Annotated in this window: 20 protein-coding genes; 5 read left to right on the forward strand and 15 right to left on the reverse strand. The window is 62.1% G+C overall.

Features of this window, described 5'->3' with window-relative positions; genetic code table 11:
• Positions 1–31: 31 nt before the first annotated feature.
• From H7C86_RS10390 to H7C86_RS10440, 11 genes are all read right to left on the reverse strand, one after another.
• Positions 32–1,702, reverse strand: a complete 1,671-nt coding sequence (locus tag H7C86_RS10390; RefSeq protein WP_070386451.1) for a class I adenylate-forming enzyme family protein — start codon at positions 1,700–1,702, stop codon at positions 32–34.
• Between the two features lie 31 nt (positions 1,703–1,733).
• On the reverse strand, positions 1,734–2,900 hold the full coding sequence (locus H7C86_RS10395) for a thiolase family protein (RefSeq protein WP_020909010.1): 1,167 nt from the start codon (positions 2,898–2,900) through the stop codon (positions 1,734–1,736).
• Between the two features lie 49 nt (positions 2,901–2,949).
• Positions 2,950–4,107: an acyl-CoA dehydrogenase family protein gene (locus H7C86_RS10400; protein WP_020909009.1), complete on the reverse strand. Its 1,158-nt coding sequence runs from the start codon at positions 4,105–4,107 to the stop codon at positions 2,950–2,952.
• 24 nt (positions 4,108–4,131) lie between these two features.
• Positions 4,132–4,512 (reverse strand): MaoC/PaaZ C-terminal domain-containing protein, encoded by a 381-nt coding sequence (locus H7C86_RS10405; RefSeq protein ID WP_042952859.1) that lies wholly within the window; start codon positions 4,510–4,512, stop codon positions 4,132–4,134.
• 1 nt (position 4,513) lies between these two features.
• The gene (locus H7C86_RS10410; RefSeq protein WP_019745174.1) at positions 4,514–5,701 is read right to left on the reverse strand and encodes a lipid-transfer protein; all 1,188 of its coding nucleotides are present in this window, start codon (positions 5,699–5,701) and stop codon (positions 4,514–4,516) included.
• Positions 5,702–5,731: 30 nt separating this feature from the next.
• On the reverse strand, positions 5,732–6,535 hold the full coding sequence (locus H7C86_RS10415) for an SDR family NAD(P)-dependent oxidoreductase (RefSeq protein ID WP_020970686.1): 804 nt from the start codon (positions 6,533–6,535) through the stop codon (positions 5,732–5,734).
• A 19-nt stretch (positions 6,536–6,554) separates the two neighbouring features.
• Positions 6,555–7,694, reverse strand: coding sequence for a CaiB/BaiF CoA-transferase family protein (locus tag H7C86_RS10420; RefSeq protein WP_259349083.1), 1,140 nt, complete (start codon positions 7,692–7,694; stop codon positions 6,555–6,557).
• An 18-nt stretch (positions 7,695–7,712) separates the two neighbouring features.
• Positions 7,713–8,516, reverse strand: a complete 804-nt coding sequence (locus H7C86_RS10425; RefSeq protein ID WP_182261521.1) for an SDR family NAD(P)-dependent oxidoreductase — start codon at positions 8,514–8,516, stop codon at positions 7,713–7,715.
• A 37-nt stretch (positions 8,517–8,553) separates the two neighbouring features.
• Positions 8,554–9,006, reverse strand: a complete 453-nt coding sequence (locus H7C86_RS10430; RefSeq protein WP_019745170.1) for a MaoC family dehydratase N-terminal domain-containing protein — start codon at positions 9,004–9,006, stop codon at positions 8,554–8,556.
• A 164-nt stretch (positions 9,007–9,170) separates the two neighbouring features.
• On the reverse strand, positions 9,171–10,703 hold the full coding sequence (locus tag H7C86_RS10435) for a long-chain fatty acid--CoA ligase (protein WP_019745169.1): 1,533 nt from the start codon (positions 10,701–10,703) through the stop codon (positions 9,171–9,173).
• Positions 10,704–10,740: 37 nt separating this feature from the next.
• Positions 10,741–11,907 (reverse strand): thiolase family protein, encoded by a 1,167-nt coding sequence (locus H7C86_RS10440; protein WP_019745168.1) that lies wholly within the window; start codon positions 11,905–11,907, stop codon positions 10,741–10,743.
• Positions 11,908–12,205: 298 nt separating this feature from the next.
• On the opposite strand from H7C86_RS10440, the gene H7C86_RS10445 reads away from it, so the two are divergent.
• From H7C86_RS10445 to H7C86_RS10465, 5 genes are all read left to right on the forward strand, one after another.
• Positions 12,206–13,579 carry an MFS transporter gene (locus H7C86_RS10445; protein WP_371326913.1) on the forward strand — a complete coding sequence of 458 codons (1,374 nt, stop codon included), beginning with the start codon at positions 12,206–12,208 and terminating at the stop codon, positions 13,577–13,579.
• 10 nt (positions 13,580–13,589) lie between these two features.
• On the forward strand, positions 13,590–14,471 hold the full coding sequence (locus H7C86_RS10450) for an acyl-CoA thioesterase II (RefSeq protein ID WP_019745165.1): 882 nt from the start codon (positions 13,590–13,592) through the stop codon (positions 14,469–14,471).
• A 42-nt stretch (positions 14,472–14,513) separates the two neighbouring features.
• Complete coding sequence (locus H7C86_RS10455; protein WP_182261522.1) at positions 14,514–16,208, forward strand: class I adenylate-forming enzyme family protein; 1,695 nt, start codon at positions 14,514–14,516, stop codon at positions 16,206–16,208.
• 67 nt (positions 16,209–16,275) lie between these two features.
• Complete coding sequence (locus tag H7C86_RS10460; RefSeq protein WP_259349084.1) at positions 16,276–17,322, forward strand: phosphatidylinositol-specific phospholipase C domain-containing protein; 1,047 nt, start codon at positions 16,276–16,278, stop codon at positions 17,320–17,322.
• 44 nt (positions 17,323–17,366) lie between these two features.
• Positions 17,367–18,143, forward strand: a complete 777-nt coding sequence (locus H7C86_RS10465) for a trans-aconitate 2-methyltransferase (protein WP_020908998.1) — start codon at positions 17,367–17,369, stop codon at positions 18,141–18,143.
• A gap of 27 nt (positions 18,144–18,170) precedes the next feature.
• On the opposite strand, the gene H7C86_RS10470 is transcribed toward H7C86_RS10465, so the two are convergent.
• From H7C86_RS10470 to H7C86_RS10485, 4 genes are read right to left on the reverse strand one after another with little or no spacing between them, the layout of a single operon-like run.
• The gene (locus H7C86_RS10470; RefSeq protein ID WP_019745161.1) at positions 18,171–19,166 is read right to left on the reverse strand and encodes a glycine betaine ABC transporter substrate-binding protein; all 996 of its coding nucleotides are present in this window, start codon (positions 19,164–19,166) and stop codon (positions 18,171–18,173) included.
• The gene (locus H7C86_RS10475) at positions 19,163–19,981 is read right to left on the reverse strand and encodes an ABC transporter permease (protein WP_003939758.1); all 819 of its coding nucleotides are present in this window, start codon (positions 19,979–19,981) and stop codon (positions 19,163–19,165) included. Before H7C86_RS10475 ends, H7C86_RS10470 begins: the two co-directional genes overlap by 4 nt.
• 2 nt (positions 19,982–19,983) lie before the next feature.
• On the reverse strand, positions 19,984–21,195 hold the full coding sequence (locus H7C86_RS10480; RefSeq protein WP_020908997.1) for an ATP-binding cassette domain-containing protein: 1,212 nt from the start codon (positions 21,193–21,195) through the stop codon (positions 19,984–19,986).
• Positions 21,192–21,839, reverse strand: coding sequence for an ABC transporter permease (locus tag H7C86_RS10485; RefSeq protein WP_019745160.1), 648 nt, complete (start codon positions 21,837–21,839; stop codon positions 21,192–21,194). Before H7C86_RS10485 ends, H7C86_RS10480 begins: the two co-directional genes overlap by 4 nt.
• Positions 21,840–21,864: the final 25 nt, after the last annotated feature.

Genomic DNA, 21,864 nt, shown 5'->3' on the forward strand with positions numbered 1-21,864 from the left:
GCGCACCTGTGGTCGTGGGACGGCCGAACGCTCAGGGCGCCAGAGTGTCGCGAAGTTCGTTCTTACGGATCTTCCCGGTCTGCGTCGACGGTAGCTCGTCGAGTACGTATACCTCGCGTATCTTCTGGTACGGAGCAACCTGCGTGGCAACGTGATCCATGATCTCGGTCGCAATCTGCTCGATGCGATCGACCGACTCCGGGTTGACCACGACGAAGGCCACCGGAATCTCCCCGGCCAGTTGGTCGGGCGCGCCGACCACGGCCGCCTGCAGTACGTCGGGGTGCGTGCACACCAACTCTTCGAGCGGTTGCGGGTAGACGTTGTAACCCTTGTAGATGATCAAGTCCTTGGAGCGGCCGCCGATGAACAGGTTGCCATGCTCGTCACGCCAACCCATGTCTCCGGTATGAAGCCAACCGCCGATGAACTGACCGGCGCTGAGTTCGGGTTCGTTGTGGTATCCGTCGGTGATCTGTGGCCCGCGGGCCCAGATCTGCCCGGTCTCACCCGTAGCCAAGACGGCTTCGGTGACTTCGTCGCGGATCTCGATCTCGGTGTCGGGGAAGGGGAGCCCGACGCTTCCCAACGGAGTGGGGCGTTCGTCGCACGGTGAACCCATGGTCAGACCCATTGTTGCTTCGCTGAGCCCGTAGCCTTCGGTGACGAGCGCGTTCGGGAAGACCTCTCGCAGTGTACGGATCGCCGTCGTATCGAGTGGGGCTGCTCCGGATCCGAGAATCCGAACCGAACCCAGACCGTGCTCCCGCAGAGTCCGTGCGCGTAGCAACGCGTAGTACATCGTGGGAGATCCGCCGATGTACGTCACCTGATACTTGTCGACGTCGGCGAGAAATCGGTCCGGATCGAAGCGCGTCCCTAGTATCACCGTGCCACCGAGCAAGGTGGTGAAGTTGTGACTGACCAGACCGAGGCCGTGGAACAGAGGCGCGATCGAAATCGACGCGCCTTCACCCGGAACGATGGAGTAACGCGTGACTGCGCCCTCGATCGGCCGAACGAGAAGTGCACCGTCGACGAGTTCGGCTCGATGCCCGGAGCGCCAACAGGCGGATTGGAGCACGTTGGCCACGAGATTCCGGTGAAGTACCCGTACGGCCTTGGACTTTCCGGTTGTGCCGCCGGTCAATTGCAGGTGAGCAACAAGGTTGGGATCCACCCGGTAGTCGGCCAATGGTTTCGACGAGGCGAGGTCCGTGATGGAGGTGAGACCTTCGCAATGGCCTGACTGCGCGCCGACTCCCGGAACCAGTACCAGGATGCGATGCGGTGCGGACAGTGTGTTGGCCTCGATTGCCGTTGCAGCACAAGATGGATGGGTGAATACGACCTTGGCGTCGACGTCGTCGAGCTGGCGCTTCAATTCGGTCACAGGCTGCGCCGGATTTATCGGAGCCACTGCTGCTCCGGCGCACAGTGCGCCGTAGTACGCGACAATGAACCAGATCGAGTTCGGCATGTGCAGTCCCACTGCGTCACCCGGCTGGACACCACGCTCCCGCAGACCCTGCGCTACGCGCAGCGCTTGATCATGCAATTGCGAGTAGGTCAGTGACGTGTCGCCGTCGACGAGGGCGAGACGTTCGGGGTACGAGCGGGCCGCTCCGGCCAGAATCGCGTCGGCACCGCATTCGGGATATTCCAAGCTGCGTGGCAGTCCGAGCGGCCAACTCGAACTCATGTCAGGGCTCTGAATTTCTGTAGCCGTCATCTCAGATCAGCTCGAGAATCGTGGCATTGGCCATTCCGCCGCCTTCACACATGGACTGCAATCCGTAGCGGATGCCGTTCTCTCTCATGTGATGTACGAGAGTGGTCATCAGACGTGCGCCGGAACCACCGATCGGATGACCCAATGCCATCGCGCCACCGTTTGGGTTCATGCGTTCGTAATCGGCGCCGGTCTCACGGAGCCAGGCCAGCGACACCGAGGCGAAAGCTTCGTTGATCTCGAACGCACCGATGTCACCGATCGAGAGACCGGACTTCGCAAGAGCTTTCGCCGTAGCCGGAATGGGACCCTCGAGCATGGTGACAGGATCCGTACCGGTGACCACCGCGGTGTGAATACGTGCGATGGGTGCCCAACCTCGAGATTTCGCGAACTCGCTGGTGGTCACGAGCAGCGCGGCGGAACCGTCGGAGATCTGCGACGAATTGCCGGCAGTGATCGAGCCGTCTTCGGAGAAAGCAGGTTTGAGCGATCCGAGCTTCTCGAGAGTGCCACCGCGACGCACCCCCTCGTCCTTCTCGAAGACACTGCTGCGGCCGTCGGCGTCGGTCACCGTCACAGCAGTGATCTGATCCTTGAAACGACCTTCGTCGATCGCGGCGGCGGCGCGCTCGTGCGAATCCAGCGCATGCTGATCCAGTTCGGCCCGCGAGATGCCGTACTTTTCGGCAATCATCTGGGCGCCCATACCCTGGTTGAAACGAATACCGTTGTAGCGCTCCCAGACAAGCGGCCCGTGCGGCTCACCGAAACGTGCGTCGGCACGTGCGGAGCCCATCGGTACGGCGCTCATCATCTCGACGCCGCCCGCGATTGCGACATCGTACTGGCCGGAGATCACGCCGGCGGCCGCCTGGTGAACTGCCTGTTGGGACGATCCGCACTGGCGATCGACGGTTACCCCTGGCACATGTTCGGGCCAACCGGCCGCCAGGACCGAAGACCGGGCGATGCACCCGGACTGCATCCCGAGCGTGCCGACGCAACCCCAGATCACGTCGTCCACGAGCGCCGGATCGAGATCGACTCGATCGGCCAAGGCCTCGAGAACATGTGCAGACAGCGAGACTGCATGCATTCGGGAAAGTGCACCGTTTCGTTTACCGACTGCGGTTCGGACGGCGTCGACGACGACTGCGTCACGCATGGGAACTCCTTCGATCGTTCGTGTGACTGGGAAGATCTGGATCCGGTCTCTACAGACCCATGTCCTTGGCGATGATCGTCTTCATGACTTCACTTGTACCGCCGTAGATACGGCTCACCCGAGTGTCTGCGTACAAACGCGCGATCGGGTACTCGAGCATGTAGCCGTATCCGCCGTGTAATTGCAGGCACTTGTCGATGACGCGCGCGGCGACCTCGGTACCGAACAGCTTGATGCGCGCTGCGTCGGCGGCGGTGAGTTCGCCTGAATCGTCGAGTTCGATGCCTCGATCGGCGAGTGCCTGCGCGGCCTCGACCTCGGCAGAGCACTCCGCGAGAACGAACTTGGTGTTCTGGAACGCCGCGACGGGCTTGCCGAACACTTGGCGTTCCTGGACGTAGGCCTTCGCGAATTCGATTGCAGCCCGGGCAGATGCCACACCACGACTGCCGATCGAGAGGCGCTCTCGCGGCAGGTTCTGCCCCAGGTACGAGAAGCCCTTGTCCTGCTCTCCGAGGAGATCGGCAACCGGAACCTTGACGTCGGTGAACGAAAGTTCGCTGGTGTCACTGGCGCGCAGGCCGAGCTTCTCGAGTTTGCGACCGTATTCGAAGCCGGGTGCGTCGGTGGGAACCACCATCAGGCTCAGTCCGAAGCGGCGATCGTCCTCTGCGGGCGCGGACGTGCGTGCAACCACCACGCACAGTTCGGAATTCACCGCACCGGTGATGAAGGTCTTCGCTCCGTTGAGGATGTAGTGAGTGCCGTCGTCGGAGAGCTTGGCAGTGGTGCGGATGCCGGCCAGATCGGATCCGGTACCGGGCTCGGTCATGGCGATGCACAGCGTCTTCTCACCCGTGGCGATCGAGGGGAGCCAACGCTGCTTCTGCTCTTCGTTCGCCAGACGCAGGAGGTACGGCAGGACGATTCCGGTACTGACCGTGTAGTGGCCGAAGCTGACTGCAGCGCGCGAGGTTTCCTCGTCCATCACGGCCTGGAACTTGTAGCTGATCGTGCCGGTTCCGCCGTATTCCTCGGGGATGTCGAAACCCATGACACCGAGATCGCCGAGTTTGTGGAACAACTCGCGTGGGACGCGGTTGTCGCGTTCCCAGTCTGCGTAGAACGGAGTGACTTCCTTCGCGATGAACGTGCGGATCGTCTCGCGGAAATCCTCGTGCTCCTGGGTGAAGAGGTTGCGCTTCATCTCGTCCTGCTTTCTCGTGGAGGGTTAGTTGACCGCGACGACTGCGGAACCGCGCAGTGTCACGGTGCCGTCGGGCAGCGTCATGGTGAGGTCGAGGTGACCGAGGCCGTCTTCGACCTTGACGACCGTCCCGGTGCACCGTGGCGTCGAGTTCACCGGGGTGATCGCTGAGAACCTGACCGAGAAGGAACGGATGCGCTCCTGCTCGTAGTGATCGGTGAGTAGTCGTCCGAGGTACGCCATGGACAACATGCCGTGGGCGAAGACGTCTGGGATACCAACTGCTGCACAGGCATCCATGTCGATGTGGACGGGATTGTGGTCTCCCGAAGCGCCGGCGTACAGAGCGAGTGCGGTGCGTGTGATCTTCGGGACCGTCAGGTCCAGGATGTCTCCGGTATTCAACTCAGCTCACCTTTTCGTAGAGGGTGACGACTCCGGCACCGCCGAGGCCGAGGTTGTGCTGCAGCGCGAGGGTTGCACCGTCCACCTGACGTGGACCGGCGTCGCCACGAAGCTGCCATACCAACTCTGCGCATTGGGCGAGGCCGGTGGCGCCGAGTGGGTGGCCCTTGGACAGAAGGCCGCCGGACGGGTTGACCACCACTCGTCCGCCGTAGGTGTTGTCGCCGCTGAGGATGAACTGCTCGGCGCCGCCCTCTTCCACGAGTCCGAGAGCTTCGTAGCAGAGCACCTCGTTCACCGTGAAGCAGTCGTGAAGTTCGACGACCTTGATATCGCGGGGGTCGACGCCCGAGGCCTCGTAAACGTTACGAGCGGCCGAGGCGGTGACGTCGTAGCCGACGGCCTTGATCATGCTTCCTTCGTCGAAGGTGCTGGGTAGATCGGAAGTCATCGACTGCGCCTTGATCGCGACGTCTGTACGAAGTCCGTTGGCGCGGGCGAACTCTTCGGTGCAGATGATCGCTGCCGCGGCGCCACACGTGGGTGGGCAGGCCTGATACCGCGTGACGGGTCCGAAGAGCGTCGGCGCTGCCAGCACTTCTTCTTCGGTGAGTTGTGTGCGGAACACCGCGTACGGGTTGTCGGCCGAGTGCTTGCGTGCCTTCACCTGAATCTTGGCGAACGTTTCGGCCTTCATACCGAACTTCTCCATGTATTCCATACCCGCCACACCGAAGTACTGCGCAGCCCGCGGAACTGATGCGTCGATCCCGGCGGCGGCCTCTAGTACCTCGTCGAAGCGACCGAGGGGGCGTGGGCGGTCCGTCCAGGCACCCTTGAGGGCGCCGGGTTGCATCTGTTCGAAGCCGAGCGCCAGAGCACATTCCACCGCGCCGCTCTCGACTGCCTGGCGGGCCAGCCAGAGCGCAGTCGAACCGGTGGCGCAGTTGTTGTTGACATTGATCACCGGGATGCCGGTCTCGCCGAGGTTGTACAGCGCGCGCTGGCCACTGGTGGAATCGCCGTACACATACCCGACGTAGGCCTGCTGAACCTTCGAGTACTCGAGGCCTGCGTCCTCGAGTGCCGCGGTGGCCGCGCCTGCTCCCATGACGTCGTAGTCGTCGCTCTTACCTGGCTTGGTGAAAGGGATCATGCCGACCCCGGCTACAAATGCTTTACGGCTCATCGTTTCTCCGAATGATCGAGGGGAGCGGTGTCAGACTCGTCCGCCGTCGACAACCAGGCACTGGCTGTTGACGTAGTCGGATTCCGGTGTGCAGAGCAGGTATACGGCACCCGCGGCTTCCACCGGAGTCGCACCTCGACCGAAGGGGATGGTGGTTGCCATGGCTGCCATGCGGTCGGGATTGACTCCGACACGAATGTCGCGACCGTCGATCGTGATCTTGGTGTCGGAATCGGCTGTCACCTCGGTCATTCGGGTGACGACGAAGCCGAATGCAACCGCGTTGACATTGACCTTGTAGCGGCCCCACTCCTTGGCCAGCGTTTTGGTGAGACCGACGATGCCGGCTTTCGCGCTGCCGTAATTGGATTGTCCTGCATTGCCGAAGACACCCGAAGTGGAGGAGATGTTGACGACCTTGCGGTGGTAGTCGGTGGGATTGGCCTTGATGTACGGCTGGGCGGCACGCAGGATCCGGAACGGCGCCTTGAGGTTGACGTCGAGGATGGTGTCCCACTGCTCGTCGGTCATTTTCTGGATCACGCTGTCCCAGGTGTATCCCGCGTTGTTGACGATGACGTCGAGTCCGCCGAATGATTCGACGGCAGTGTTCACGAAGCGTTCGGCGAACCCGTCCTCGGCAACGGAGCCGACGCACGAGACAGCCTGTCCACCTGTGGCTTTGATATCGCGCTCGGTCTGAGCGGCAGGTTCGGGATCGAGGTCGTTGACCACTACCGAGGCGCCTTCGGAAGCGAGCTTGAGAGCGATTTCACGGCCGATCCCGCGTCCCGAGCCAGAGACGATGGCAACTTTGCCGTCGAGTGTTCCCATGATGCGATCCTTTTCGTTTTCAGCTTGCGGCAGTGACTACGCCGATTTCGGCGAGCACTTCGTCGGTGTGTCGGCCGATGACGGGTGCGGGACGCGGGTCGTCGGCCGGTGTATCGGAGTAACGCGGAGCGGGATTCGGTTGGATGTGACCGTCGCCGAGTTTTCCGAATGTCGCTCGGAAGGCATTGTGCGGGTGTACCGCTGCTTCGTCGAAGTTCAATACCGGGGAGACGCAGGCGCCCTGCATGTCGAATGCAGCGTCCCATTCGTCGCGGGTACGGGTCGCGAAGAGATGGGCAAGCCGGTCCGCCATTGCCGTCCATGCTTCTCTGTTGTGCTGCTGTGCGAACAGTGGATCTTCGGTCAGTCCGAGCACTCTCATGGTTGCGGCATAGAACTGTGGCTCCACGCAACCCACCGCCATGAATCCACCGTCGGCGCAACGATAGTTCCGGTAGAAGGGAGCGCCGCCGTCGAACATGTTGGATGCGCGCTCGTCCACCCAGCGATCTCGCGCGAGTAGTCCGTGGATCAATGCCAGCTGCACGGCGGTGCCGTCGGTCATCGCCGCGTCGACCACTTGTCCGCGGCCGTCGATTCGTGCGCGCAACATTGCGGTTGTGATGCCGAGTGCCAGCAGCATTCCGCCACCGCCCATGTCTCCGACCAGATTCAGCGGAACCGGAGGGACCTCCCCGGGGGCTCCCATGGCCCCGAGTGCGCCGGTCAGGGCAATGTAGTTGAGATCGTGGCCCGGTTCCTGTGCCAACGGCCCATTCTGGCCCCACCCGGTCATCCGGCCGTACACGAGCTTCGGGTTCCTGGCGAGGCAGGTGTCCGGGCCGAGCCCCAAACGCTCGGTGACTCCCGGCCGGAAGCCCTCGATTACCGCGTCGGCGGTGTCGATGATCTTCAAGACGGTGTCGACGTCGTGAGGATCCTTGAGATCAAGAGCTACCGAACGCCGGTTGCGATGCAGCACAGGATGTCCGGACTGCTTTCCGGCCTCGGTGCTTCGGTCGATCCGAATCACGTCAGCGCCTTGATCGGCAAGTAGCATGCCGCAGAACGGGCCTGGCCCGATACCGCCGAGTTCGACGATACGAAGGCCGGCGAGCGGACCGCTGGGACTGGCGTCAGTCATCATGGAAATAGACATCTTTCGCTGGTAGGGAGACTAACGCGAGCCGGCATCGACGGTCAGACACTGCCCACTGACGTAGTCGGTGTCCTGCGTGCAGAGCACGTACACGGCGCCGGCAGCCTCTGCGGGAGTACCCGGGCGACCGAGTGGGTTGGACGTCTTGACTCGTTCCATGACGGCCGCGCTGACACCGGCCTTGATCTTGCGGCCGCCGATCTCGACAAACGAATCGTCGCCGGCAACTGCTTCGGTCATGCGGGTGAGGATGAACCCGTAGGCAACCGCATTGACATTGACCTTGTAGCGTCCCCATTCCTTGGCGAGAGTCTTTGTCAGTCCGACGATTCCGGCCTTAGCGGCTGCGTAGTTGGACTGTCCGGGGTTTCCGTAGAGGCCGGCCACCGAGGAGACGTTGACGACCTTGCGGTGGTAGTCGGTGGGGTTGGCCTTGATGTACGGCTGGGCGGCCCGAAGAATACGGAAAGGTGCCTTGAGGTGGACGTCGAGAATGGTGTCCCACTGCTCGTCGGTCATCTTCTGGATGACGGTGTCCCAGGTGAATCCCGCGTTGTTGACGATGATGTCGAGTCCGTCGAACGCATCGATCGCGGTGCCGACGAAACACTCGGCGAAATCGGCGTCCGTCACGGATCCGACGCAGGCGATTGCGTGTCCGCCTGCAGCCTTGATGTCTTCGACCGTTTCGTGGGCCGGTTCGGGATCGAGGTCGTTGACCACTACGGATGCGCCTTCGGAAGCGAGGCGGAGTGCGATGTCGCGACCGATTCCGCGGCCGGAACCGGAGACGATGGCGACCTTGCCGTCGAGAGTGCCCATGTTCGATGTCCTTGCAGTCTAGGTGGAATGAGTGTCGTCAAGCTCGAGGATCACGGATGACCGTGGTGGAGCGGAGGGTCGCAATCGGTTGCCCCTCGCGTGTCACCTCGGTGGTGCGGACCAGAAACTGCAGTGCACCAGCCTTTTTCGCGTAGCAATCCGTGACCGAAGTGGAGAAATGGAGAGTGTCACCTGCATACGCGGTCTTCAGGTAGGTGAACTCCTGCTCGCCGTGCAGGATCGTCCGGATGTCGATTCCGAGATCCGCGTAGAAGGTGGAGGGATTCGGTCGCTCCATGTCGAGGCAGAACAAGAACGTCGGTGGGACAGGGATGTCGCGGTGTCCGGCCTGTTCGGCGGCGCTCCGGTCGGTGTAGATCGGGTCGTCCTGTCCGGTGGCGCGGGCAAAGAAGGCGAGTCGCCCGCGCTCGACCTCCACCGAGTGCTCGGGAATTCGGGTGCCGATGACCCCGGCGTCGAGGCTGGTCATGACAAACTCCTCGGAATCTGGGCGAAAGTGTCCGCCATCTGATGAATGAGTTTCGAATCGCGGTTAGCGCATATTCACTTTGACCCAGATATGTGCAGTTGTCAAGGAGTCTGAGAACCTAATCCGAGTGATGGGTGATTCCCGAGCCTGGTGGAGAGGACAGACTAGTCCGACGTGGCGGCCAGGGCACGCAGATCGCGTTTGAGTACCTTGCCGGCACCGTTGACCGGCAACGCATCGACGAACTGGAAGGAGCGAGGAACCTTGTACCCGGCGATGAGTGTCTTCACATGCGCGCGCAATGCGTCGACGTCGACGTTCGAATCCGCTCGAAGGACGACCACGGCATGTACGCGTTCGCCCCACTGGGAATCGGGTAGGCCGATGACAGAGCACGCTGCCACGGATTCATGTCGAGCCAAGGCGTTTTCGACCTCGGTGGAGTAGACGTTCTCGCCTCCGGTGACGATCATGTCCTTGATGCGATCGACGATGAACAGGTAACCGCGCTCGTCGAGGTATCCCGCATCGCCCGTGTGCATCCAGCCGTCGCGTAGTACCTCGGCGGTCTCGATCGGTTTGTTCCAGTATCCGAGCATGATGTGGCTGCCGAACGTGACGATTTCGCCTACCTCACCCGGAGGCAGTTCCGTGCCTGCCGGATCGACGATCCGGACCTCGCAGTGCGGGAGAATGCGACCGGCGCTACGGAGCAACTCGCCGCCTTCCAGATGATCAGCGGGGCTGAGAACACTGATGTGGGCGGTCTCCGTCATCCCGTAGCCCTGCGCGAAGGCGCTGTTGGGGAACATCTGCATGACTTGCCCCAGAAGCGTCGGAGAAATGGGGGAGGCGCCGTACCTCAGGACTCGAACACTGGTCAGATCGTAGGAAGCCGTGTCCTCGTGCGAGATCAACATCTGAAGCATCGTCGGGACCAGGCCGACGGTCGTCGGCCGATGGCGGTCAACTGCTTCGAGGAATATGCCCGGACTGAATCTCGACAGGAAGACCTGAGTGCCACCCATCAGCGACTGGGCCAGCCACCCGACGATCCCAGCGATGTGGAACAGAGGGTTGACCGCTAGGTTCACTCCACCACTGACAGCGACATTTCCTGCGGCGAGTGTGCCCAAGGCAGAGGTGATCAGCGATCGATGGCTGACCATCACACCTTTCGGTACGCCCGTCGTACCACCTGTGTACAGGAGGAGTGCCAGGGTGTCGCCGCCGACGCGTAGATCGGCGACAGGTACCGATTCCGAGATCACCCGTTCGTAGTCGAGCATTCCCTCGGTGGCCTGTCCTTCGCCGCAGTAGATCACAGTCGCCAGACTTGGGCACGATTCGCGGAGGGCGCTCGCGGCGGGAGCGAAGTTGTCGTCGACCAGCAGGAAGGTCGAGCCGGAATCCTCGAGTGCGTAAGTGATTTCCGCTGGGCTCCAACGGGTGTTGACGGGACTCGCCACCGCTCCCGACCACCAACAGGCGACGAGCGCCTCGTGGTACCAGTCCGAATTCAATGCCAGAATCGCGACGCGATCGCCGGGTTGCAGGCCCATCGCCTGCAACCCGCCCGCCAGCTTCGTGATTCGTTCGACCGATTGTCGGCAGCTTCGGACTCGATCTCCGAACACTGTCATCGGGGTTTCCGGGGCTGCTCGCATGGATCGGTGAACGAATTGAGTCAGTTGCATGTGCTTCCTCCAAGGAGTCCGGGGCGCGTGGCCTGATTCAGATCAGTTCCAGGATCATGGCATTGGCCTGACCGCCAGCCTCGCACATCGACTGCAATCCGTACCGAATGCCGTTGTCGCGCATGTGGTGTACGAGGGTCGTCGTCAGACGTGCGCCCGAACCGCCGAGAGGATGACCGAGTGCCATCGCGCCGCCGAGAGGGTTGAGCTTGGCATAGTCGGCGCCGGTCGCCTGCAGCCAAGCCAGAGTGACCGAAGCGAAAGCCTCGTTGATCTCGAATGCCCCGATGTCGGACAGTGACAGCCCCGAACGCTCGAGGACCTTGGCGGTGGCCGGAATGGGACCGGTAGCCATGGTGATCGGGTCGACGCCTGCCAATGCCACGGTGTGGACCCGGGCGATGGGCTTCCACCCTCTGCGAGCCGCCAATTCGCTGCTGGTGACCAGAAGCGCAGCGGCGCCGTCGGAGATCTGTGACGAGTTGGCAGCGGTGATACGTCCGTCGTCCTTGAACGGGGTAGGGAGCGCAGCCAATCGCTCGAGAGTCGATCCGCGCCGGACCCCCTCGTCGGTGTCGACCATGGACACGGTGCCGTCTTCGGCCGTGGTCTTCACCGGGCTGATCTGACTCTCGAATGCGCCCGAGTCGATTGCCGCGCCAGCTCGCTCGTGGGAATCGAGAGCGTGCTGATCCAGCTGCGTTCGGGTCAGCCCGAAGTTCTCGGCGATCATTTCTGCGCCCACACCCTGGTTGAATTCCACTCCGTTGTATCGCTTGCGGACCAGCGGGCCGAACGGCTTGCCGAATTGGGTGGCGCTGCGTGCCGAGCCGATGGGGACGCGGCTCATGCTCTCGACGCCTCCGGCGACGGCGATGTCGTAGTGGCCACTGATGATTCCGGCCGCGGCGAAATGCAAGGACTGCTGCGAGGATCCGCAAGCCCGGTCCACGGTCACACCGGTGACCGATTCGGGCCAACCTGCGGCGAGTACGGCGTATCGGCCGACGCCGCCGGCTTGTTCACCAACCTGGCTGACGCAACCCCACAAGACGTCGTCGACTGTGCTCGGATCCAGGTCGTTGCGTTCGGTGAGGGCGCGAAGGACATGTGCGGACAGGTCGACGGGGTGAATCCCGGACAGCCCTCCGTTCCGCTTTCCGATCGGTGTGCGAACTGCGTCGACGATGACGGCGTCGTTCATGGCGTGCTCCTTCGTTGCCGACTTCGAGGTCGGCGTCTTTGCGGTTGGACAGATAAGTGAATTACCAATAACTTTTGTTTGGATGGCGATCCATTTCGATCATTGACTCTGCATCTAGTTATGGCAAATTCACATTATTCATTGAACTGCTTGCTAGGAAGCTGTTTTAGTGATTGAATCCTGCGCAGCAGGCTATGTGACGCCCATCACCGAATCGGGCATGTCGGGCGCCAACGGCGAAGTCGTGGCGAATCTTCCCTTACCAGTTCAAGGAGATTTAGTGGTACTCGAACAGCAGGTGAACCGGCCTCGGGCCAAGCTCGGAGAAGCAGGCGAATCCAGGACAGTGGCCTGGGGGATGACCAGCGTGCTGGTCGCCATGTATGTCATCAACTTCGCCGACAAAGCAGTTCTCGGCATCATCGCTCAGCCCTTGGCCAAGGAGTTGGGACTCTCCGCTTCGGATATCGGTCTGACCGGTAGTGCCTTTTTTCTGATGCTCTCGCTCGGTGGCTTGTTCTCGGGCGCTCTCGACAAGTGGCTCGGACTGCGCTGGGCGCTCGTCCTGCTGGTCGTCCTGTGGTCCATGGCGATGTTGCCGCTCATTCTCTCGGCCAGCTTCGTGACCCTGCTGGTGAGTCGGATGATTCTCGGCTTCGCCGAAGGACCCAACTCGCCCCTGCTGTTCTCCGCCGCATACTCCTGGCATGCGCCGGCGCGGCGCGGACTGCCGGGAGCCGTCCTGACCTGCTCGGCGTCGATCGCGAAGATTGCGATCGCACCCATCCTCGCGTACGTGGCCGTCACCTGGGGTTGGCGTTCTGCGCTGGTCGCATTGGCGATCGCGGGTCTGTTGTGGGCTGTGCTGTGGCTGGCAATGTGGAAGGAAGGTCCGTACGGCCGCAGTGACAACTCGGGTAAGGCCGATAGCGTCGACTCGGGCCCTGAAGACTCGGATCCGGCATCGGCATCGGCAACGGCAACGGCGCCCACGACCGACGCTGAGCCGGCTGTGCCCTGGCTGCACATCTTCCGTACCCGCACCTTCATCGGCGGAGTTCTGCTTATTGCAGCCGCCTATGCACTCGCAGCAGTGGTCCTCACCTGGTTGCCGTCGTATTTCGAACTGGGCCTTGGCTATTCACGGCTTCAGGCCGGTTCCATGTTCTCCATCCCCAGCCTCATCGGCCTTGTGATCATGTTGAGCAGCACGTGGCTCAGTGACAGGCTCATCACCAAAGGCGTCAGCATGCGGGCTGCTCGGGTGGTCTTTCCTGCGGTCGGCATGCTGATCGGCGGCACGATGTTGGTCTTCCTGCCGTTCGTCAATACGCCTGTCATGGCTGTGTTCATGGTGTCCTTGGGCTATGCGATATGCACTCCGGTGCTGCCGCTTCTCAATGCCTGTGTGAGCGAATTGTGCCCGCCGAAGCAAATTTCCGGGGTACTCGGGGTGTTCCTGTCGCTCATGGCGTTCGGTGGTTTCATCGCGCCGTACATGATGGGACGCATCGTCGATGCGGCCGGCGACGGTGGTGACGGCTACGCGACCGCCTTCCAGATCCTCGGTGGGGTTGCACTCGTCGTGGCCGTTGTCGGCGTCGTCATCATCGACCCTGCCCGTGACAAGAACTTGGTGCGCCCCAACGCTCCCGTTGTTGCTGCCCGATAGGCCGATCTCGATGACCTTCGTACTCGATCATCATGTTTCGCCTGACTTCGAGAGCCTACTCACTTTGGAAGAGTTGAGCAGCAACGATTTTCGCGGCTACTGCCATGCCGGGCATCCGATGAGGGCGTTCGGCGGGCAGGTGGCGGCTCAGGCTCTGACCGCCGCCGGCTGTACCGTTCCACCGGAAAATCTTGCGCATTCGCTGCACGGTTATTTCCTCAGCGCGGGCGATCCCACCAAACCGATCGTCTACGAGGTGGAACGACTCCGAGACGGGCGGTCGTATCGCTCCCGTCGAGTCACTGCGAGACAAGATGGCGAACCGATCTTCACGTTGTCGGCCTCCTTCAAACTGCCCGAAGGCGGCGCGGATCGGCAGTTCGCGATGCCCGAAGTGCCGCCACCCGAGGAACTTCCGGATCCGTACGAGCACTGGGCGCAAGAGCGGCCTGAGGAGTACCAGGCCGCGACAACAGTGCGAGTGATGTCCCTGCGCTTCGTTCCGCAGGATCGGGTATCGGACCACCGTGCAGTACCGGGACTTTCAGAGCAGACGGTGTGGCTCAAACCCGCTCGAGCCTTGCCCGACAATCCGTTGCTTCACGTCTGCGCCCTCACGTACGGCTCCGACATGACATTGGCGTCGACAGCGTCACTGGACATCCAACCGCATCGTTCGATGCTCAAGGGTCAATCCAGGGCGATCGTGACTTCCCTCGATCACGCTGTGTGGTTCCATCGACCCTTCCGCGCTGACGACTGGATGCTCTTCTCGCAGAGCAGCCCATCGTCCTGCGACGGCCGCGGACTGTCGAGTGGGCACTTCTGGAGTAGGGAAGGAGATTTGGTAGCCACTGTTGTCCAAGAGTCGCTGGTTCGCCGACTCGACTAGAAGATTCATTCCATCCATTCCGAACAGCTGGAGGTTCTACTCATGACGCTCGCCTGGCCGACCGATATGCCTCGGTGCCTCGACTATCCGACGACGGGAATCGACGCAGTTCTCGCGGGAGCTGCGCGCGCCTACCCTGATCGAATCGCGTTGCAAGACGGCGACCTTGCACTCACCTTCGCCGAGTTGCATGATCGTGCACAACGATCGGCCGGGGGATTGCGTGCACTCGGAGTGCAACCGGGGCACGTCGTGGCGCTCCATATGGTGAACAACCTGTGGTACGTCGTGGCGTACTACGGTGCGTTGTGTGCGGGTGCTGCTGTGGCGCCGGTCAATCCGACTCTCCCGCCCGCCGGTCTCCGCGATCAGTTGGACGATGTGAAGGCCCGGGTGGTCATCTCGCACCCCGAAACCGTCGGCATCGTTCTGGCAGCGGACGCGCAGTGCGTCGACGCAGTGGTGTGCGTATCCGCGACACCCTCGGCGCCGGCGACCGAAACGGTTCTGCCAGAGGGCGTTCGTGCATTCGGCGATCTACTGCAAGCGCAGCCGTTGGTGTCGTACCGCGTCGATCCGGAGCTCGTCGCCCATCTGCAGCTGACCGGTGGTACGACCGGACGCTCCAAAGCTGTTCGCGTACTTAACCGTAACCTGGTTTCGAATGTCATCCAGATGGCGTCCTGGCGATCGGGACTTCTCACCGAACTCGACGAATTCGGTGGGCTTCGCATGCAGTCGACCGTCGATCGCGGTCCTCACGCGCTGGTGCCTGGCGAAGGCGTCAACATCGCAGTGGCGCCCCTCTTCCACGGTCTGGGCTTGGTCGGACAGAACGTCAGTACGCTGCTCGGTTCGACCGTTGTCTTCACCGGCCGCTTCGATCCGGACCGGATGTTGGCAGACATCGAGCGCCTCGGCGTCACGCACATCACCGGTTCGCCTGCGATGTACTACGCATTGTTGGCGAGCAGCAGGATCGGAGCGCACGACTTGTCCTCCGTGCGTGCGATCAACTCCGGCGCAGCCCCGTTCGACACGACATCGCTGCGGAGCCTTCAAACGATCTTCGGCAACGCCTGGGTCACGGAGGGATACGGCCTGAGCGAAGCGACGATGGGCCTGACCGGTGCGCCTTTGAACAGTGATGTCGCGACGCCGCCGGACAGTGTCGGTGTCGCAATCTTCGACACCGAACTCGAGATCCGAGACGAGAATTCGGCAGTCCTCGGGCCCGGCGAGGTGGGTGAGGTCTGGGCCCGCGGGCCCCAGATCACCGACGGATACCAGAGCCAGCCGGAGCTGACCGCGGTTCAGTTTCGCGATGGTTGGCTCGCGACCGGCGACATGGGGCGGCTGGACGATGCGAGGCACCTGTTTCTGGTCGGGCGATCGAAGGACATGATCATCTACAAGGGCTACAACGTGTATCCGCAGCCGCTCGAAGAGATTCTGTGTTCGCATGCTGCCGTTGCGCAGGCAGCCGTCGTCGGCGAAACGGTGCCGGTGGTCGGCGAGCGTGTGACGGCCTTCGTTCAATTGAACCGCGACTTCGCGTCCGAATCTGCATCGGACCTGCAATTGCTGGAACGGGAATTGACGGACTACGTGGCCGCGAAGGTGGCTCCGTATCAGAAGGTTCGTTCGATCAGGTTCGTCGACCGCCTGCCTGTCACCGCAACGGGAAAAATACAGAAGAACATATTGCGGAACAGTCTTACCGTCGACACAGCCTAGGACGTTCGTCCAGTTGTCTCTTCCGATTCCGTCCTGCAGCGGCGTGATTTCTGCGAGAGTGTCGAACATGCGTGGAATTCTGGTAGCCGGTGTGAGTGCATTCGCGGCGGTCGTCTCGGTCGTCTCGGCTTCCACCGTCGGTGCCGAGACGACTGCGGACCGAGCTCGCTCGTTCTCCGAGACCACGTCCGTCGGCGTCCACAACTCCTACGAGAAGGCGACGTTTCCGTACTTCGCCGACGCTTTGGACTCCGGGGCCTCGCTGCTCGAATTGGATCTGTGGACCAACGGCGGTGGTCCGGACTGGCGTGTCTCGCACATGAATCCGGTGGCGAGCGACAGCAACTGCGTCGGCGCGCAGGACGCATCCGGGTTGCGAAGTGGTCAGCGAGATCAGGGACTGCGCGGATGCCTGGCAGATATGCGGGCGTGGCACGAAGCCGACCCCGAGCATCCTCCGGTGATGATCAAGTTGGAACTCAAGGACGGTTTCACCACCGGCTACGGACGCGGACCTGCCGATCTCGACGCCTTGATCCTCGGGACTCTCGGCGACGCGGTCTTCACTCCATCCGATCTGATGGGTGAGTCCTACTCGACCCCGGATGCCGCCGTCACCGACCGTGGATGGCCGACCATGTCCGAGATGAGCGGCAAATTTCTGTTCGAGCTGATTCCGGGAACGATCGAGGAGGGAAACCCGCTCGACACGGAGTGGACCGACCGGCAGTACGCGACGCACTTGCGAGATCTGTCCGCTGCCGGACTCGTCCAACTCGGCGCCGCCTTTCCCGCTGTTCACCGGGCGTCACCGGGAGACCCACGAATCGACCGTTACGCCGACCCGGGCGTCCGCCCGTGGTTCGTGATCTTCGACGGCGACGCCCTCGATTACACCTCGGGCGTTGTGGATCCGCAGTGGTACCACGATCGTGGCTACCTGCTCGTCATGACCGACGCGCACAAGGTCGCTCCACAGATCGACGGTGCGCATGCCACCGAGGTGGAGGCGAGCGAGCGTCTCGACCGGTTGGCGGGTGATCACGCAAGTTACATCACCGCGGACTGGTCGAGGTTGCCGAACGTACTGTCCACCGTGGTGCCGCGTCGGTGATCTAGAGGGCGGCAATTCTCAGGAACAGGGTGCAGGATGGGTTCATGCGCACTGTCACGTGGAATCCCGAAGTCTACGGCCGCTATTCGGGTGAGCGGTCACGCCCGTTCGTGGACCTGGTGTCACGGGTGGCGACCGAAGACCCGACGCGGGTAGCCGACCTCGGCTGCGGATCAGGTAGCTTGACCGCGATGCTGGGGGAACGATGGCCGGACGCCTCGGTATCCGGATTCGACTCGTCTCCCGAAATGGTGGCGCAGGCCCCGACAGACCTACCGGGAAACGTCACCGTCGAGTTGGGGGACATCATGTCCTTCGATGCCACGGGTTACGACGTGGTCGTCAGTAACGCTGCATTGCAGTGGGTTCCGAGCCACCGCGAGCTGATCGACCAGTGGGCGGACACCCTGGCATCCGGGTCGTGGCTGGCGTGGCAGGTTCCAGGAAACTTCGATGCACCGTCACATGCGCTCATGCGAAGCCTCGCGGAGTCCGCGGAATGGAGCGAGCGACTGGGTGGCGTCCTACGCGGCCCGGAAGGCGTCGACAGTCCGGTTGCGTACGCGCAGCGTCTGCAGGAGCACGGATTCGACGTCGACGCCTGGGAGACGACGTACGTACACGTGCTGGCCGGTGCCGATCCGGTGCTCGGATGGGTTCGGGGGACTGGACTTCGGCCGGTGCTGGACGTTCTCGGCGAGGCCGACGCTCCGGAGTTCGAGCGCCAGTATTCGGATCTGCTGCGGGAGGCGTATCCCGCAACAGCCGCCGGAACGCTGTTTCCGTTCCGGCGGGTGTTCTGCGTGGGACGCAAGCGGTAACTACTCGGCTGTGCTGCGGTCCGCCGATCACTCAGCGGTGACAAAACCTTCCGAGACCAGCCAGTCGCGAGCCACGTCCGCCGGCTCCTTGCCGTCGACGTCGACCTGCCGGTTGAGCTCGGTCATCACCTCGTTGGTCAGTTTCTCCGAGATCGGCGCCATGACTTCGGCAACCTCCGGATGTGCTTCCGCGAAGTCCTTTTTCATGACCAACGCCGGATTGTATTTCGGGAAGAACTGCAGATCGTCTTCGAGCAGAACGAGATCGAGTGCGATGATGCGACCGTCGGTGGTGAACACCTCGCCGAACTTGCACTGATCGCTGTCGGCTGTCGCCTGGTAGATGATGCCGGTCTGCAGGATCTGGCGCTGGGCACGCGAGGCGTCGAAACCGTATTTCGCTGCCAGGCCGGGGTATCCGTCCTGGCGGACGTTGAACTCGGTCTCGACGCACGTCACCGCGGCGCCGGGATCGGATTCGACCAACTTCGCGTAGTCGGAAACCGTCTTGACGCCGGTCTTCTCAGCGGTCTCCTTGCTCATCGCCAATGCATACGTATTGTTCATCGGCGCCGGATCGGTCCACACCATGTCGTTCGCAGCAAGGTCCGCATCACGGACGGCCTCGAACTGCGCCTGCGAATCGGGAAGCGGAGTCTCGTTGCCGAGGTAGTTGATCCAGCCGGTCCCGGTGTACTCGTACGCAAGGTCGATCTGCCCGTTCAACTGTGCGTCACGGGTGCTGTTCGAGCCCTGGATGTTCGTGAGATCTCGAACATCTGCGCCCGCAGCGGCCATCGCGAATTCGATGACGTATCCGAGCACGATCTGCTCGGTGAAGTCCTTGGAGCCGACGGTCATCTTCACACCCTCGAGCTCAGGAACCGGCTCGATGCTGCCGGGGCCGACAGCCAGGGGCAGTGCGCCACCGGACTCGAGGCCACACGAAGCGACAAGTGTGAGGCCGATCGTGGCAACCGCGACTTTCCAGCCCCACGTTCTGGTGATCGAAGTCTTGGTCATCGTAATCCCTTGGGCCCGAGATAAGTTTCGGCGAGCGCGCCGAGCCAGTCGATCAGCAAGGCCAACGACACCGCCAGTACGGCACCGACCACGAGGGTGACGTTGTCGCGGAGCTTGTATCCGGTGTCGATCAGAATGCCGAGTCCGCCGGCACTGACCAGGAAGCACAGCGTCGCGGTGCCGACTGCCAGAACGAGCGAAGTGCGCAGTCCTGCAAGGATGTACGGGACGGCCATCGGGAATTCGAGTTGACGCAGGACCGTGAGCGAAGACATTCCCTGCCCGCGCCCGGCATCGATCAAGGTCTTGTCCACTTGCTGGTAGCCGAGGATGGTGTTGCGCAGCACCGGGAGCAGCGAATAGAACGCGATGGGAAACACGCCTATCCAGAAGCCCGTCGTTCTTGTTGCGAGATAGAACAGCACGAGCAGGCCGATGGCAGGCGCTGCGGCTCCGATGTTGGCTATTCCCACGAAGAACGGTGCCAATCGGGTGAATTTCGGCCTGGTCAGCAGGGTTCCGAGTGGAACCGCGATGGCGACGACGATGATGACCACGGCGGCCGTGATCAGTACGTGCTGCCAGGTCAGTGTGACGATGTTGTCGAGATTGATGCTCGCCTTCTGCGTCGCGTTGAGATCTCGGCTGAATGCCCAGATCAACACGCCCGCAACCAGGATCAGGACGATGACCGGTTGCACATACAGTCGCATCCGTTCCGCACGGCGCGTGGCGGCGTTCTCGGCCGCACCCAGATCGGGGGCATCCGGTTCCATCTCAGGCGCGGAGACGCGCTCCTCTGTCGTGGCAGTCATGTTCAACCCTCGACGTTCTCGGTGTCTGGCTCTTCGTCGTGGTCGTGCGCATGCTCCTCGCGCATCTCGGAGAGATGGCTGACCAGTGTGTCGATGGTGATGAGACCGACATACTCGCCACGCCGTCCGGTGACGACGGTGGACGCATTGCTTTCGGCGAGAAGAGCCTCCAAGGCATCCTGCAGGGTGGACTGGATGGACACGGCTTCGCCGATCTCGTTACCGACACCTCGAAGCGTCGACGCATGGGCGAGGTGGCCGGGCGAGACCCAGCGAAGCGGCCGTCCACGCTGATCGAGAATCAAGGCCCACTTCCACTTACGCGCTGCGAGTGCGGTTCTCAAATCATCGACCGAATCGGTTTCGCGGGCGGTGAGGCACTGCTTGAGTTTGATCTGGCGCACGCGTGTCAGGGTCAGCTGCTTGAGCGAGGCGTCCGCCCCGACAAATCCCGCGACCATGTCGTTTGCGGGATTGGCGAGAATCGCCTCCGGAGTGTCGTACTGCATGATGCTGGACTGATTGCCCAGCACGGCAATACGGTCACCGAGTTTGACTGCCTCGTTGAAATCGTGGGTGACGAAGACGATGGTCTTACCCAACTCCGACTGCAGACGCATCAGTTCGTCCTGCAGCAGGCCGCGGGTGATCGGGTCGACGGCACCGAAAGGCTCGTCCATCAACAAGACAGGGGGATCGGCAGCCAGCGCCCGCGCCACGCCCACACGCTGTTGCTGGCCACCGGACAACTGGCGAGGGTAGCGGTCGCGATAGGTATCGGGATCGAGGCCGACGAGGTCGAGCATCTCGTCGGTGCGAGCTGCGATACGTTTCTTGTCCCAACCGATGAGGCCGGGCACCGTCGCGACGTTCTTCGCAATGGTGAAGTGCGGGAACAATCCTGCCTGCTGGATCGAGTAGCCGATGCCGCGGCGAAGCTTGTCCGGGTCGATGGACAGCGCGTCCTTGCCGTCGATGGTGATCTTGCCCGAGGTGGGTTCGATCAGACGGTTGATCATGCGCATCGTCGTCGTCTTGCCGCAACCCGAAGGTCCGACGAAGACGACGATCTCACCGGCCGGAACAGTCAGTGAAACATTGTCCACCGCTGCAGCTTTCTGGCCCGGGTAACGCTTGGTCACGGATTCGAGAACAATCTCGACCCCGGATACCTTCTGATCTGCAGATACGTCAGACGGAATGGTTTCAGTCATTGCAGCCCCTTCGAAGTAGTGAGACGACCGATGACGACGTAGATTCCGTCGAGAATCAGAGCGAGAATGACGATCAGTACGGTGCCGACCAGCGCTTGAGGAACAGCGTTCGGGCTACCGACACGCGAGAGTCCGGAGAAGATCAGGTTTCCCAGACCAGGACCCTTGGCGTACGCCGCGATGGCGAGGATGCCCATGAGCATCTGTGTGCTGACCCGCATGCCGGTGAGGATCGACGGCCACGCGATCGGCAGCTCGATTCGACTCAGAACATGCATGCGATTCATTCCGACACCGCGGGCTGCATCCGTGATCGCCGGGTTGACCGCATCCAGACCGATGATCGTGTTCCGAATGATCGGGAGCAGGGCATACAAGATCAACGCGGTGATCGTGGGAGCGACGCCGAGACCGAGAATCGGAATGAGCAGTCCGAGGAGGGCGAATGAAGGAACCGTCAGGATCGTGCTGGCCAACGCCGTAGCGATGGAGGATCCCGCCGGGCTCCGGTAGACGAGAATGCCGATGATCACGGCGGCAATCGTCGCGATGATCACGGACTGGATAACTGCTGAAACATGTAGGTACGAGTCGGTCATCAATTGTTGTCGTCGTGCAACGACAAAATCCCATAGGGCGCCCATATTTCCGAACCCACTTTCTTCGGAC

This window comes from Rhodococcus sp. UFZ-B548, from assembly GCF_903819475.1.
Taxonomy (GTDB): Bacteria; Actinomycetota; Actinomycetes; order Mycobacteriales; family Mycobacteriaceae; genus Rhodococcus_F; species Rhodococcus_F erythropolis.

Excerpts from the sequence above, each read along its gene's own strand:
- H7C86_RS10390 (WP_070386451.1), bottom strand. The coding sequence starts at position 1,702 with ATGAGTTCGAGTTGGCCGCTCGGACTGCCACGCAGCTTGGAATATCCC.
- H7C86_RS10395 (WP_020909010.1), bottom strand. The coding sequence starts at position 2,900 with ATGCGTGACGCAGTCGTCGTCGACGCCGTCCGAACCGCAGTCGGTAAA.
- H7C86_RS10400 (WP_020909009.1), bottom strand. The coding sequence starts at position 4,107 with ATGAAGCGCAACCTCTTCACCCAGGAGCACGAGGATTTCCGCGAGACG.
- H7C86_RS10410 (WP_019745174.1), bottom strand. The coding sequence starts at position 5,701 with ATGAGCCGTAAAGCATTTGTAGCCGGGGTCGGCATGATCCCTTTCACC.
- H7C86_RS10415 (WP_020970686.1), bottom strand. The coding sequence starts at position 6,535 with ATGGGAACACTCGACGGCAAAGTTGCCATCGTCTCTGGCTCGGGACGC.
- H7C86_RS10420 (WP_259349083.1), bottom strand. The coding sequence starts at position 7,694 with ATGTCTATTTCCATGATGACTGACGCCAGTCCCAGCGGTCCGCTCGCC.
- H7C86_RS10425 (WP_182261521.1), bottom strand. The coding sequence starts at position 8,516 with ATGGGCACTCTCGACGGCAAGGTCGCCATCGTCTCCGGTTCCGGCCGC.
- H7C86_RS10430 (WP_019745170.1), bottom strand. The coding sequence starts at position 9,006 with ATGACCAGCCTCGACGCCGGGGTCATCGGCACCCGAATTCCCGAGCAC.
- H7C86_RS10435 (WP_019745169.1), bottom strand. The coding sequence starts at position 10,703 with ATGCAACTGACTCAATTCGTTCACCGATCCATGCGAGCAGCCCCGGAA.
- H7C86_RS10440 (WP_019745168.1), bottom strand. The coding sequence starts at position 11,907 with ATGAACGACGCCGTCATCGTCGACGCAGTTCGCACACCGATCGGAAAG.
- H7C86_RS10450 (WP_019745165.1), top strand. The coding sequence starts at position 13,590 with ATGACCTTCGTACTCGATCATCATGTTTCGCCTGACTTCGAGAGCCTA.
- H7C86_RS10455 (WP_182261522.1), top strand. The coding sequence starts at position 14,514 with ATGACGCTCGCCTGGCCGACCGATATGCCTCGGTGCCTCGACTATCCG.
- H7C86_RS10460 (WP_259349084.1), top strand. The coding sequence starts at position 16,276 with ATGCGTGGAATTCTGGTAGCCGGTGTGAGTGCATTCGCGGCGGTCGTC.
- H7C86_RS10465 (WP_020908998.1), top strand. The coding sequence starts at position 17,367 with ATGCGCACTGTCACGTGGAATCCCGAAGTCTACGGCCGCTATTCGGGT.
- H7C86_RS10470 (WP_019745161.1), bottom strand. The coding sequence starts at position 19,166 with ATGACCAAGACTTCGATCACCAGAACGTGGGGCTGGAAAGTCGCGGTT.
- H7C86_RS10475 (WP_003939758.1), bottom strand. The coding sequence starts at position 19,981 with ATGACTGCCACGACAGAGGAGCGCGTCTCCGCGCCTGAGATGGAACCG.
- H7C86_RS10480 (WP_020908997.1), bottom strand. The coding sequence starts at position 21,195 with ATGACTGAAACCATTCCGTCTGACGTATCTGCAGATCAGAAGGTATCC.
- H7C86_RS10485 (WP_019745160.1), bottom strand. The coding sequence starts at position 21,839 with ATGGGCGCCCTATGGGATTTTGTCGTTGCACGACGACAACAATTGATG.